The following is a 13,407-nucleotide window of genomic DNA, read 5'->3' as shown; positions in this document are numbered from 1 at the left end:
TCTTTAGCAATATCATAGTGACCCGTTCAGTGTCACGTTCTCGAGCGAGGGTGTCTGACCTCCAATGACTGTTGATACTGATGATCCAGCATCCCATCCGTCTGCCACGATATCCACATCCCGAAGCATCACTGGTGCCGACGTCCCGGAGTAGAACGCATCCGCCGGCTCGAGCAGCGAAATCTTGCAGTTCTCAACGACCGATTCGGTTACCCCAGATCGTGTCCCAATAGCGAAATTTCCCGCCGCTCCGCCACTCTCACTCTCGTGAGCGACCGTCACTTCACAGTCCCGAATCACTCCCTCACCAGCGTAGTGCCAAATCGAGCGCTGTGCATCATGTACACCAGATGGCATCCGATCAATGATCACTACACACCCCTCAACCGTTGACTGACCGTACGGCCCGTGTCGAGTGAGTTCGCCGTCCTCGCTCTCGTCGAGCTCCGGGATCGGTTCCCAGTCGTCGGTATGGTTGAAGCGGATATTGCTCGTTCCTGAGTTAGAAGTGATGCAGTTCCGTACGATCTGCCGGCCACCGCCTTGGATGTACATCCCATTGTCCGGCCATGGACCACAGATCACGTTCTCGAAGAGCGTCGTCCCCGACATACCCCTGTGACCTGCAATCCCGGTCGTCGACCAGCTCTGGCCAAAACCACCGTCGCTCGTTGAACCGTCGTAGTTCTCAGTCTGGCGAGTGTTGATTGTATCCGTGTAGTGCATCCCACCACCACTCATATCGATCGAGTCAACGTGGGCAAAGGCATCCGGTGCCATCGCCGCGACGCGCATGTTCCCGTGAGTCCCGAGATCGTGGACTCCATTGAACGCGATATTGCGAATCTCTGCTCGGTCACCAACCATAGCATACAACCCACGCATCCCCGCGTTCTCTCGAGCCCAATCGAAGATGAACCCACCAAAGACGAGTTCGCCTTGGTGTGGACTATCTGTTGTACCGATCTGGAACAGCATCGTCCCACCGCGGTACTCCCCTTCGTCGACCGTGTGCCCGCTGATAGCCTCGACTTCGCCGTGCCGGATCACTGCGTTCTGTCCGACCAGGCCGACATCGCGCCACCCTGTCCGGCGGAAACTCTGATTCATTTTGTACTGCCCCTGCGGGAACACGATTAGCGTGTCGTCCTCCCAGGCCATCATCAGGGCATCATTGATCGGCTCTTCTCCTGTTGGGTCTGCGTTGTAGGGATCGTCGGTGATATCTACCACGTTGCTGAACCGATCCTCGTAGGCCGCCGGGTCAATCACCGTCGTTACCCCCGTATCGATGTTCGTCGCTCCAACATTGGCCGGGTTCCCTTCACCCATGGAGGACCCTCCGTCAAAGGCCATACATCCCGCCAGAGACGCTATCGACGCCACTGATGCAGCCGCACTACCTCGTAGAAAGCTACGGCGGTTATATGAGTCCTTCATAAGTGTATAACCATGCTTTAGAGTGATATGCATTCCGGAAATCCAACTGATTTGTGAGGGAGGGATTGCGACAGCCACTGCTACTCGAGCCAGCGACCGACACTGACCGACCCCCAGCCAGCACCACCCTACACCACTACCGACTGGCCGCTCGCACTCCGCTTCGCTCCGTGCTCGCTCCGCAGGCTGTAGCCAGAGATGACCCCCAGACACTACCTTGAGATCACCAAGGATCGCATGCCTACACTCGAGGTGATAGTCCACCTATCTACCAGCCTTTTGATAGTCCATACTGCTTGTGCACAGCCTGATAGTCTCCCCTGCTCTCGAGGTGATACTCCCCTCTGCTATTGCTCGTTGACCTCTACTGCTTCCTGAGCTCCTCGAGGTGTTCTTCTGCTGTTCGCGCTCCACTGCTCTTCTCGAGATTTGACCTGCTATAGCCCACTCGGTATTCCACTCTTCTCTCGTATTGTTGATGGTTCCTCGAGGTTATAGCTGCGGAGCCCCAACGCGGCCTGCTCGAGATTAGCGTTGTGGGGGTAGCCGGACTATATGTAGTCGGTAGCTCGGTATTGTATGTAATTACATGTGGTTTTATAACTAGAGAAATTGACGGATAGGTATGGCACAGAATCATGAGCCGTGGGAAATTGCAAAGAACCTCTCGCCAAAGCGACATAGGATTCTCATGTCAATTCGGACTCGAGGTGGTACCGTCCAGAAGTCACGGATCACACAGGACACCGAACTCGACTCGAGCCTGATCAACCACCACCTTCGCGAGATGATGGCACAGAATCTGGTCAATCGAATTGACACTGGACCTGATGGAAAAGTTCCGCAAGAGGGCTACACCTACCAGATTACTAACAGAGGTCGGGACGTCCTTAACGAAGCCCAAGAGAGATACGAACTGACCCCAATCGAGGAGCGAGCAGTCCGACGCCGATTCGATGATCTCGAGGCACGTGTGGAAAAACTCGAGCAAGAAAACGAGCAGTTACGAAGTATCATCTATGACCCCCACGAAAAGTACAATACGCTCGATGAATGGGTCGAAGCGATCCGCGACAACGTCCTCCTACTTCAGGAGCAGTGGCAAAATCAGGACCAAAGTTAGAGTGAGTTCACTGACTTACTGCTTGCCCGCTACAGCGATATCGTGATTGGTGATCTCCTCAGGTCGGCTATGGGGTGCGATCTCGAAACGCCACGTTTCGCCGCCCTCAAGTTCAGGCGTTAGATCGCGGTGACTTCCTAATTCGTCACCATCTTCGTCGTAGACTCTCACTTCGACCGTCACCGACCCATACGCTTTGTCACCGACGTTCTTGACCGCTCCCATATAGCTGACTTGCTCATCATATTCGAATTCCTCAATCTGCTCCTCGTAGTCGATGATCTGGAGGGCACCGAACTCAAGGACATCTTCACCTGCATCGCGTTGCTCAACTTCGTCGGGATCCGGTGGCTCATCGTTAGTATCGGATTCGTCATCCGCTTCAGTATTCGAATCTACCTCGGAGCCGTCGTTCAGTTTGTCGGCCTGCTGCTCATCTTCGTAATCGTCGTTGGCCGACCTCTCCTCAGTGCCGTCTGGGTCTTGATCGGTATCGCTATCTGAACGAAGACCAGCGAAATCGAGACAACCCGACAGAGGCGCAATAATCGTACCAACGGTGGGCGTCAAAAGTGCATCTCTGCGGTCCATTATCAGTAATCGGTAAGACCGCTTGTTTCTTCAGTTTTGCTCATGAATATGTTACTTGGGTATTGTCTATAGGTAGCAGATCCAAAGTGCCTTCGGGGAATGGAGGATTCGACAGTAGCAGATACGGCTATGAAGATTCAAGGTCTGAGAACTGCGATCAACCATTGGCTGTTTCAGTGATTCACTGCAGCTCACTGCGATCTCAAAACACTCGAAGTGAGGATGCTTGAAACCACTTGGTAACTGGGGAGAGACTACTCGAGCAGGCCGAGGTCCTCGAGACGTTCGACGATTACGTCGATAGCCTGTCTAGCGTCGTCGACTTCCTTTCCACCCGTGACGACCAGTTTTCCAGAGCCAAAGAGGAGAGCAACGACATTAGGCTCGTCAAGGCGATATACTAATCCCGGGAACTGCTCTGGCTCATACTCGATATTCTCGAGACCCAGACCAATCGCGATCGCATTGAGGTTGAGATTCCGGCCGAGGTCGGCACTGCTGACAATATTCTGAACGACAATTTCTGGGCCCTCCTTCACCTCAATCTGGAGGTCACGGAGTTCTTCAAAAACAATTTTCAGGCTCTCGTGGACGTTCTCGATGCTTTTGGCACCAGTACAGACGATCTTTCCGGAGCGGAAGATCAGGGCAGCAGATTTGGGGTCTGTAGTACGATAGACGAGGCCCGGGAAGTTTTCAGGATCATAGTCAGCTCCCTCGAGGTCCATTGCGAGACTCTGTAGGTCAAGCTCTTGCCCAATACTGGATGATGCAACCACGTTTTCGATCTCAATAGAATCCTGTGGATCAGCCATCTGTTACCAGACTACGCTTAAATTACATAAAGATCAGGGCCTGTATGGCTTCTGCAGCCAGGAGGTCTCGATAATTTGAGGGTGGTTCTCAATCTCTATCTACATCATATTCGAGTTCACTAGCATCGAGATCGCCATTCAGATACGAACTTCCATCATCGCTTATCGAGTAAAATCCGCCTGACTCATACTCCTTTTCCACTAAACCCGATTCCTTCAGATGTTTCAGACGACGATTGATCGTCGAATACGAAATTTGGCGGTTATATCGTGTCTTGATGTTGTATGCCATCACTCGCGGTGGAAGTGCTAAACCAGTCTCTTCGAGGAACTCAAGAAGCAACTCATCAGTGTTTACCATCCAGTCAGCCTGCAGACGCATTAGTGACAGTATGATACTATATCCCTATAATTATATCGGTCAGTGACTTTTAAGAAGAGTAGAGTATTAATTTGATAGTCTTCATTGCCAAAGTTATAAGTAGAGTAGATCTGATAGTACGAGCTGTAGCAGGTAAATTAGGAATGGTTGCACTCGTTAACACTAGCGAACAGATATTTCGACCAACTGCTGCCGATCTGCAGAGCAGTACAGGCTATTAGGCACCAAGACGCGGAGCAGGAGAGGCGCAGTATATACTAAAGAACACAACTCTGGTGAAAAGGACCGAGATGAGCACTCAATCCCATTCGCTCCAATCTAAAAAGGCTGCTGGCCACAACGATGGTTTTCAGTATCCGGAGTGGCGCCTTCGGGCGTCGCCAGGCCAATCGAAATTGTGATGAGAACGAGCCAATTGGACGAGACCCAAAGAGCTGATTCCGCTATCGCACAGCTACTCGAAGATGTACAGGAGCTTGAGCAACGAGTCGACACACTTGAGCATACGCTCGAACAGAAAGATGATCGGATCGATGAGCTCGAATGCCAGATAGAGATTCGTGGTGAAGACAACGCAATGGAGAATCTCTGGATTCGTAACCTGCCAGTCGGGAAGATGCTCCGTAATCGAAAACAAGTCGTAAAGCAGCTCGAAGGTCGGATCACTAACATCGAACGTGGTGAGGTTGATCCCGGAGAGGTCATCGCAAATGCTGACACTGATGTGGATCCATCGGACTTGCTCCCACTACACAACGCGTACCTGTCGGTTCAGAATCTACACCCAAGTGAACACAATCTTAGTGAAAACCAGGAGATCGCTGCCCGTCTCTTTCCATATCTCGGGCAGTACGCACACTCGAACAGTAGGAAACTTGTGCTCCCTTCGACCAAGATCAAAGATATCCTCGAGAGGGAGATTGCGACGCCTAAGCTTTCTCGACGGCTCGACGTTAAAAATCCGAACACAAACACAATCCGGCGTGTGATGAAATTCGTTGGAGAGTTCGGAAGCGAGATCATGGAGTTCGATGATTCTGCGAAAACTAACCGACTCGTGATTGATCGGGGTGCATGGGTCGAGTACACTCAAGAAGTCACGGAAAGCATTGAGTCAACAGATTACGGCACTGTAAACACCGAGAATGAGACCGTAAGCGCAAGGAAAAAGCGTGATGAGGCTGAAGACCGAGCGGCTCAAGAACCCGATAAGCAGTCTTCACCTAGTGATTACGGTGTCGTAATCACCGACCAAGAGACAACCGTAATCAGCAACTGACTTATCCGGTCCGGGCTGATGCCTAGATGAAGACTTGAGGTAAATTGCCTTGGGTCCGATGTTGTTATTTTGGGTCGGCTACGGTGGGGTATATCTACTACTCTTTCACTACTCAAAATGGAGTCGTGAAAGATAGTCCACTCGCTGATTACGCTATGTGCCTAGGCGAGATTACGACACCGTAATCTCTCTGGTGGCTTCTTCAATAGCTGCGCGGAGCAGCAGTGTTGTTGAGACTGCCAACTGAGGAACAACGACTATTTTGCATCAACCGGCCGAATATATTCTGATTTGATTTTCTCTCCCTCTCGCCACTGCCAGTAGTAGTACTGGTTCCCGTTGATTTTCTTTGTAGTCAGTGTCGCACTGATTGGTGCATCATCGCGATCGAGATCCTTTGGCCGATCAGCGACCTTCTCGTCCTCGAGTTCTGCTTCGAGCTGACGCTCTTTTTTCTCCGCCATCTCGGTAGCGATCTGCGCGATCTCTCGGAGCGTCTCTGGTGACTGCTTTTCGAGGCCCTCGAGGATGTACTGTGGCGGATCGGACATCTATGGATTAACCAACGGCGGGGTTTTCTTAGCCTTGTTGGTTAATTCGCTGCACGTGCGAAGATGTTGGGCATATTCCAGACAAAGTAGATTCAATTCTACACCAAAGTGGCCTCCAAATCCCAGAGAAGCGCTGAGATGTATCATATTGCTGGCTAACCAATAAATACCTACCTACGGACCAATTGTCTATCACTATGGGAACAAGCCAGCACGCTACGGAACAATCTCCGCCCGAACAAGCAACCCTCTCCGTCAGTAACATCGGTGGCATCGACGAAACAGAGGTGTCGTTCGAACAGGGAGTGACCGTTCTCTCCGGTCGCAACGCAACAAATCGGACGTCGCTGCTCCAGGGAATCATGGCGGCACTCGGCAGCGACCAAGCGAGCCTCAAAGCGGACAGCAAAGAGGGCCAAGCCCTTCTCGAGTTCGGTGAAGAAACCTACCAGCAGACGCTTCACCGACGGAACGGAACGATCGTTACTGAAGGCGATCCGTATCTCGACGATCCGGAGATCGCGGATCTGTTTGCGTTCCTGCTCGAGTCAAACGAAGCTCGCCAGGCTGTTGCTCGCGGCGACGATCTACGTGATCTGATCATGCGGCCGGTCGATACTAATGCGATCAAAGCTGAAATCCAGCAACTCGAGCAGCGGAAAAACCAAATCGACAGTGAACTCAACGAACTCGATAATCTCGAGAATCAACTTCCCGATCTCGAGGCCAAGCGAACGCGACTAATCGACGAAATCGAAGAACTTCACGACGAACTCGAAAGTGCCGAGGAAGAACTCGAGGCCGCGAATACTGACGTCGAAACCCGGCGTGAAGAACAATCCGAACTCGATGAGAAACTCAATGAGCTTCGGGACACGCGCTCGGAACTCGAACGAGTTCGCAACCGGATCGAGACCGAACGCGAGAGCATCGAGGCGCTGGAAAACGAGCACGAGGACGTCGAAGCTGATCTCGAGGAGCTACAGGCAGGTGGAGAAGCGAATCTCGGTCGTTTAGAAGCTGAAATCGAGACACTCCAGACGGAGAAAAACGAACTCAACGAAGAAATTTCGCAGCTTCAGCGGACGATCCAGTTCAACGAACAACTACTAGAGGATCCTGGAGAGTTCCTTGGTGGCGAGGCGGACAACAACGACGGTCCTGTCACCGATCAACTCCTCTCCGATGCCGATTCGGAGACGGTCACGTGTTGGACCTGTGGTTCCTCGGTCGCCACCGACCAAATCGAAACTACAATCGACCAGCTCCAGTCTGTATACGAGGACCGACTCAACGAGCGTTCGGAGATCAATGACGAACTCGAGGAGAAACGAGCGACGCTCAATGAAATCGAGGAGAATCGCTCCGAGTATCAGCGAGCCAATCGCCGTCTCGAGTCGATCGATGAGGAAATCGAGCGCCGGCGTGACCGCGTTGAAGATCTCACAGATGATCGAGAGGCCTTCACAGAGGAGATTACTGAACTCGAGGCTGAGATCGATAACCTCGAGACCGACGACTCCGAGGATATCCTCGAGCAACACCGAGAAGTCAACCAGCTCGAGTTCGAGATCGAACGAAAGGAAAGCAAGCGCGATGACGTCGAAGACAAAATCGCGTCAATCGAAGAACGACTCGATGACCGCGAGGGGCTTCAGGATCGTCGTGAAAAGACAACCGAAGAGTTAGCCGATCTTCGAACCCGTATCGATCAAATCGAAGACAGTGCAGTCGAGGAGTTCAACGAGCACATGGAGCGCCTGTTGGAGATCCTCGAGTACAGCAATCTCGAGCGGATCTGGATCGATCAGACAACACGCGACGTTCGCGAAGGCCGACGTAAGGTAACGAAATCGTCGTTCGATCTCAAGATCGTCCGTAGTACTGATGACGGAGCAGCCTACGAAGATTCGATTAACCACCTCAGCGAGAGCGAACGCGAAGTTACCGGGCTCGTCTTTGCGCTTGCAGGATATCTCGTTCACGATGTTCATGAGACCGTTCCATTCATGCTACTGGATTCGCTCGAGGCAATCGATTCCGAACGTATTGCAACCGTTGTGGAGTACTTCGAGTCGTACGCGCCGTATCTTACGGTTGCGCTACTTGAGGAAGACGCACAAGCACTCGAGGGAGAGCATGAGACAGTGACCGAGATCTAATTATCCGCTGCCGCTCTCTGTGTTACTATCCGAGTGTCCTCTTAGACGATGCCAGAACGCTTTGGAGTGCTAATCTACTCTGTCAATTCACACTGTGAGCTGCGAGTACTGAGTTCCGGGTCCTACAGTCCAGCCTCCAACTCACGAATTGCTGTGTAAAATTGGTCGAAAACAAGGACGGTTTTCACATCGATGACGGGGGGAGGGGGAGTTGGACCCTCAGTTTACACTTCGACGACGGAGTGTCAGACGTGTGGCTTACACTTCGATAACGGGGGGTGACGGTACCTACGTCGGAGAACAGAGGCTCGGTTTTAGCAACCCCTCCTTTACACATCGATAACGGGGGGACTCTATTCGATATACTTCGGAGGAGGTTCAACCGTAGGGATCAGAAAACCGGGCTATAGCACCGGTATACCTACTGTGAGCCCCGGATAAACATCGACGGGAGTTATCTTTTTGATGCTCCAGCGTACAGGAGACGTATGCCCGGTAGTGATCAGAATGAGACGACCCTATCTATCCTTAGTGAAGATACTCATTCTGGAGCTAACGCAGATCAAATAGAGTCCACCCGGAAGAACATTGCCGAAGATGCGATCCAAGACGAGGATGAGGAATCTACTAACGGCAGTTCTCAACGATCGATTCGAGACATGCTCGACGATGACGAAGAGGCATCAGTCTTCGTCAATCGAGATCTCGTTGAGCCAGATACGATCATCGATGAAGAGCGGATAGTTGGTCGTGACGATTAGCTTGAGTCCGTTGTCTCATTTCTGAAACCGACTTTACAGGGAAATCGTCCTCCGAATATGCTGCTGTATGGTCCTGCCGGAACAGGAAAATCACTCATCATCGGGGCTGTTACGCAACAGATCATCGAACTCTGTCAATCGAAAGGTGAGCGGTTTGGAGTGGTCAATATCAACTGCCAGCCAATCAACACCCTCGATCAAGCCGTCTACGAACTCGTCCAGACTGTCGCGAAGAACGTCAATGCAGAGATTGGGGTACCAGAAACAGGTGTCTCAACGAAACGCAAGTACCGTCGTCTGTATAAACTCATCAACGAGCATTATGATTCAGTCATCTTCATCCTTGACGAAATTGATCTGCTAGTTGGCCGACGAGCAAACGATGAACCTGCTTACTCAAAGCTGCTCTACCAGTTGTCACGAGCGAGTAATACGAACGAGATTGAAGGCCGTGTATCAGTGGCAGCGCTAACGAACGACCCAAAGTTCATGGAAGATATCGACGGCCGTGCTGAGAGCTCATTCAATCCTCGGGACGTCTACTTTCCCGATTACGATGCCACGCAGTTGCGCGAAATCCTCGAGAATCGTCGCGATGCATTTCGACAAAATGCACTCACAAGTGACGTGATCCCGCTTGTGGCGGCATTTGCAGCACAGAGCCACGGAGACGCTCGAAAAGCAATTGATTTATTCCGTGGTGCTGGCGATCTCGCGGATGAATGGGGCGACGGGGAAGTTACCGAGAGTCACGTACGTGAGTCCCAAGAAGAGATCGACAAAGATCGCTCGCTGAAGCTTGTAGAGGGTTTGACGACCCAAAAGAAGATCTCTCTGTACGCGACTGCTGCAGTTGCCTGTCATTCGAATCGTTCCCGAAACTCTGTACCAAGTCCGGTCGGGTTCAATGTTTATCGGTGGATCACTGACGAACTTGATGCTGATCAGATGACCCGCGAGACATACGTGAAGTACGTGAAAGAGCTCTCTACGTATGGACTTATTTCGAGTTCGCGGAAAAGCCGGGGACGAGGTGGCGGGATGTACATGGAATTCACTTTCACAGGAGATCCTAAAGCAATGATGAAGAGAATTGTTGACAACACTCGATTAGAAGCAATAGGCGATCAAGAGGATCTCCTACAGACCATTGTAAACTCCCAATCGAGGGAGTTACATAACCAGTGAATTTGTAGCCGGTCGCGTAGGCCGTTTTGGAACACACCCCTCGTGTTCGATGTGTAAGTACTTCTGTTCCTGGTCGCGGCTTAGAGTAACTGCCCGTCTAATCTCTTTGAGGTAGCGAAAGGGTCTCCTTATGTTTTCTGGACACCCTCCCCCCGTCATCGAAGTGTAAATCCCAGAAAGAAGGGGAAGTTGATAGCTGATGGAAACGGTTGGATTGAGAAGAGAGGGTGTGAGAATAGGGACAACAGTAGGAATAGATGCTCGATGGAGAATGGGATTATTACCAAACTCGTTGGAGCCAAATCTCTCCAACTCCTCTATCTAGCTCTATTGCGGCTGCCGTTGACAACACTATCATATAAAAGCTTCCAATCTAGAGATAACCGTAGATCAGAACGTCATTAGTGCATTTGAGACCATCTTTACTGTGTATAGCGTGTTCTCCACTAGCTTTTGCAGTTGTAACATCTTGCATCCCCACCTACCTGCAGTGGTTTACACATCGATGACGGGGGGAGAGAGTGCTTTATTCTCCGAGGATCCAATCTCTCTTACTGGATCACCTCAAATATAATAGTGAGTCCTCATCTATAGGCACCTCTTTACTTTAAAACCTGAACTCGACGCTCTCTAAAGGACACTTATTTTCACCTCGTTCTAGTCTACAGCTGTATGGCTCTGTGCAAAAGATAGAGGTACCTTCCTGTCTTGAGGAGAACGCTGCAACTCGTGGCTTATCATTAGACCATATCTCAGCACAATCAAATATAGAAGTTACGATTTCTGAAACTACGATTTCCGAAACCACGATATTATATACTCCACACGAATACCCATACTTTGTCTGTCGGTCCAATGTTGGAGACGAACGAGACAATCGGCTCGAGGTTCATCTGAGGTCGGAAGTAAGCGATCAAGAGTCCGAATTTCGGAATATCCTTGCTGACGCTCTCGAAACAGACGAGGTTCCAAAACAGATGCGAGAGAATTCGCCCTAAAGTATGCATTTGAGAACCCAGAAGATGTGGCTGAACTAATGCGCGATGAGGGATTTGGATTACTCGACTGACTTTTGATAGCGAGCATACCGATTACCATTTTCCTCGTGATCGAACGCTTTGGACCTGTTGGACCCTGATTAGCATTTTCTGCAGAGGCAGGCATACTCATATAGATACATAGAATCTACAATGCTATACTCATATATGACACCTATTCTGTGTATCTGGTTGTCTGCGACAACTAACTACACGATAGGTTTTAGTGAGTGTCATGAGTAGTGAATCGTACAAAAATGATGCTCTTAGAACCACCACAATCTCGAGGAAGTGGGTTACTCGAGGCGATGTCGCGTGAGTAGCGAGCAGATCCAGTGGTCGCACAAATCTCTCGAGGAACTCCGCGAGTTCTGGAACGCCGAAATCGGATTCGAGCTGCAACGGGCTGGCCACGATCTCGAGGACAAACCCACTTATCAGGACCTACTCGACGTCGGCTACGGCGGGCTCACTTACACGCTCCGAGAGCACCACGAGATGACCTTCTCGGAATTTCTCGCGTTTGTGGGCTATGTAGAGGAATCTGAGGAAGGGTATCCGTGGGGTGTCGATGATGAAACCACTACTGAGGAACTCGAGTCGTTCATCCGGACGCTCGAGCGCCGGCAAGGTCTCGCCGATACCACGGTTGCAACGAAGCGGTCCCGGCTTGCGACCTATGTGCAACTCTACGATAGACTCCACGGCCAGGCCAATCTCGTGGCCCGCGTCGTTGACACCGCCGAACGGGCGGCCGAAATTCGACGCGTTCTCGTTGTGTTCGACGAACTCGACGTCGAGCTCGGGACTGACGCCTCGAAGCAACGGTATCTGAGCGACGTCAACCAGTTCTACAGTCACCTCGAGCGTCGGGCGATTGCCGCTTTCAACCCGGCTTCGAGAATTAGTGAAGAGTACAACTGGAATCGCGAGGAAAAAGACAACCAGCCGCTCTCGAGCGAGGACGTCCGGCGACTATACGGAGCTGCCGAGAGTTCTGAGGAGGAACTGCTCGTACTCGCGCTGTGTGCGTGGGGCCTCCGACGGAACGAAGTCGCGTCGTTGCACGTTTCTCAGATGGTACTCGAGGGCGAAGATCCACATATCTACTTTAAGGAGCGAAAGAACGGTCCGGGGACGGTTGCGCTAGTCTATGGTCGTGAGCAACTGTCGGATCACATTGACGCACTCCGTGCTCAAGACGACGAATGGAACGGGTATCTGTTCCCTTCGACGGCCTCCTCAAGTGGCCATATCGTCGGTGAAACAGTCCAATCACGATTTCAGCGACTCTCGAGTCGCGCCGGCGTCACTGTTCGTGGAGAGACGCCGACCTCGAAGATGGGTCGGCGGTTCTGGTATACGACGTACATGGATGCGCAGAGGCAACTGCTCGAGAATCTCGACGTGATCGCGGGCGACCAGGGAAGCTCCGATGCGAACGTTGTCTTGGAAAACTACCTCTCGGAAGCCGAGCGCCGGAAGTACCGGCGTGAATTTATGGGCGAGCGATTATCGGACATATTTGAGACACAGCCATGACTTAGGCCGAGGATTCCTCGACGAGTCGCTGCCACGGCTAGGAAAGAGAGTGGTGGCTAACAGCTGTTGCGGAAAGATAGGAAGTTTCGATTTGTTTTACTAATCAACACGTCCTGAAGATCGTCGATCTACTGGAACTCTTCGGTCAGCGCGGGGACGACGTCGAAGAGGTCGTCGTGGATCGCGTAGTCGGCGATGTCCATGATCGGCGCGTTGGGATCGGTGTTGATCGCGACGATCGTCTCGGACCCTTTCATGCCGGCGACGTGCTGGACGGCGCCCGAAATCCCGATCGCGATGTAGACGTCNTCGGTGTTGATCGCGACGATCGTCTCGGACCCTTTCATGCCGGCGACGTGCTGGACGGCGCCCGAAATCCCGATCGCGATGTAGACGTCGGGCGTGACGACCTTCCCGGACTGACCGACCTGACGGTTCTTGGGGAGCCAGCCGTTGTCGACGATCGGTCGCGACGAGGAGACCGTCGCGTCGAGGGCGTCGGCCAGCTCCTCGATGAGCTCGAGGTTCTCCTCCTC

10 protein-coding genes and 2 pseudogenes are annotated in these 13,407 nt (G+C 51.9%); 6 read left to right on the top strand and 6 right to left on the bottom strand.

The features are described from left to right. Window positions 1-12: 12 nt before the first annotated feature. The gene (locus tag C491_RS15005; RefSeq protein WP_241431338.1) at window positions 13-1,332 is read right to left on the bottom strand and encodes a hypothetical protein; all 1,320 of its coding nucleotides are present in this window, start codon (window positions 1,330-1,332) and stop codon (window positions 13-15) included. Window positions 1,333-2,065: 733 nt separating this feature from the next. Between C491_RS15005 and C491_RS15000 the strand changes: the two genes are divergently transcribed. Continuing rightward, complete coding sequence (locus tag C491_RS15000) at window positions 2,066-2,563, top strand: helix-turn-helix domain-containing protein (protein WP_049892096.1); 498 nt, start codon at window positions 2,066-2,068, stop codon at window positions 2,561-2,563. A 15-nt stretch (window positions 2,564-2,578) separates the two neighbouring features. Here C491_RS15000 and C491_RS14995 read toward each other — a convergent pair whose 3' ends face one another. The 3 genes from C491_RS14995 to C491_RS21910 form a co-directional block, all read right to left on the bottom strand. After that, the gene (locus C491_RS14995) at window positions 2,579-3,154 is read right to left on the bottom strand and encodes an FxLYD domain-containing protein (protein ID WP_005557779.1); all 576 of its coding nucleotides are present in this window, start codon (window positions 3,152-3,154) and stop codon (window positions 2,579-2,581) included. Window positions 3,155-3,408: 254 nt separating this feature from the next. After that, entirely contained in the window at window positions 3,409-3,969 is a 561-nt protein-coding gene (locus tag C491_RS14990) for a TATA-box-binding protein (protein ID WP_005557777.1), read from the bottom strand. A gap of 88 nt (window positions 3,970-4,057) precedes the next feature. Further along, window positions 4,058-4,351 (bottom strand): helix-turn-helix domain-containing protein, encoded by a 294-nt coding sequence (locus C491_RS21910; protein ID WP_005557775.1) that lies wholly within the window; start codon window positions 4,349-4,351, stop codon window positions 4,058-4,060. A gap of 415 nt (window positions 4,352-4,766) precedes the next feature. On the opposite strand from C491_RS21910, the gene C491_RS14985 reads away from it, so the two are divergent. Next, window positions 4,767-5,630, top strand: a complete 864-nt coding sequence (locus C491_RS14985; protein ID WP_152421347.1) for a hypothetical protein — start codon at window positions 4,767-4,769, stop codon at window positions 5,628-5,630. A 257-nt stretch (window positions 5,631-5,887) separates the two neighbouring features. Here the strand turns inward: C491_RS14985 and C491_RS14980 are convergent, their stop codons facing one another. Beyond that, window positions 5,888-6,181, bottom strand: coding sequence for a hypothetical protein (locus tag C491_RS14980; protein WP_005557772.1), 294 nt, complete (start codon window positions 6,179-6,181; stop codon window positions 5,888-5,890). Between the two features lie 197 nt (window positions 6,182-6,378). On the opposite strand from C491_RS14980, the gene C491_RS14975 reads away from it, so the two are divergent. The 4 genes and pseudogenes from C491_RS14975 (at window position 6,379) to C491_RS14965 (ending at window position 12,871) form a co-directional block, all read left to right on the top strand. After that, window positions 6,379-8,343 (top strand): archaea-specific SMC-related protein, encoded by a 1,965-nt coding sequence (locus C491_RS14975; RefSeq protein ID WP_049892094.1) that lies wholly within the window; start codon window positions 6,379-6,381, stop codon window positions 8,341-8,343. 659 nt (window positions 8,344-9,002) lie between these two features. Then, a pseudogene (locus C491_RS14970) lies at window positions 9,003-10,292 on the top strand (orc1/cdc6 family replication initiation protein). A gap of 824 nt (window positions 10,293-11,116) precedes the next feature. Beyond that, window positions 11,117-11,361 (top strand): annotated as a pseudogene (locus tag C491_RS24270) (acyl-CoA dehydrogenase); the annotation flags it as partial. A gap of 283 nt (window positions 11,362-11,644) precedes the next feature. Then, window positions 11,645-12,871, top strand: a complete 1,227-nt coding sequence (locus tag C491_RS14965; protein ID WP_005557769.1) for a tyrosine-type recombinase/integrase — start codon at window positions 11,645-11,647, stop codon at window positions 12,869-12,871. A 128-nt stretch (window positions 12,872-12,999) separates the two neighbouring features. Here the strand turns inward: C491_RS14965 and C491_RS14960 are convergent. Continuing rightward, a partial coding sequence (locus C491_RS14960) for an electron transfer flavoprotein subunit alpha/FixB family protein (RefSeq protein ID WP_005557767.1) occupies window positions 13,000-13,407 on the bottom strand: 408 nt, incomplete at its 5' end.

Origin of the sequence: Natronococcus amylolyticus DSM 10524, assembly GCF_000337675.1 — an archaeon.
In the GTDB taxonomy this organism is placed as follows: Archaea; Halobacteriota; Halobacteria; order Halobacteriales; family Natrialbaceae; genus Natronococcus; species Natronococcus amylolyticus.
Note: the sequence above shows the minus strand (reverse complement) of the source record. Positions and strands in the feature narration are given on the sequence as shown.